The organism is Neisseria sp. P0022.S010 (genome assembly GCF_051956635.1).
On sequence record NZ_JBQCXF010000983.1, the window covers coordinates 1 to 232 of the forward strand.

The following is a 232-nucleotide window of genomic DNA, read 5'->3' on the forward strand; positions in this document are numbered from 1 at the left end:
GGTAGGCAACGGTTTCGCCCAGTTGGACGTTGTCGTCGCTGCCGTTGTCGGCGGCAATATTCAGACCTTTGGCGATGTTGGCGGCGTTGTTGGCGACGTTTTGGTTGGTCGCAAACAGTTGGCTGCCGTTAACGGCGTCTTTGCTGTTGGCATTGAGGTCGCCGTCGGCCACGTTGGTCACTTTGTTACCGGCGGCATCGATACCGGACTTGGTCAGGCTAGGACCGCCTGC

The 232-nt window shown here is 59.1% G+C and carries 1 pseudogene; it reads right to left on the bottom strand.

Features of this window, described 5'->3' with window-relative positions:
* Positions 1 to 232: pseudogene (locus tag ACTHUT_RS22440) on the bottom strand (hypothetical protein); the annotation flags it as partial.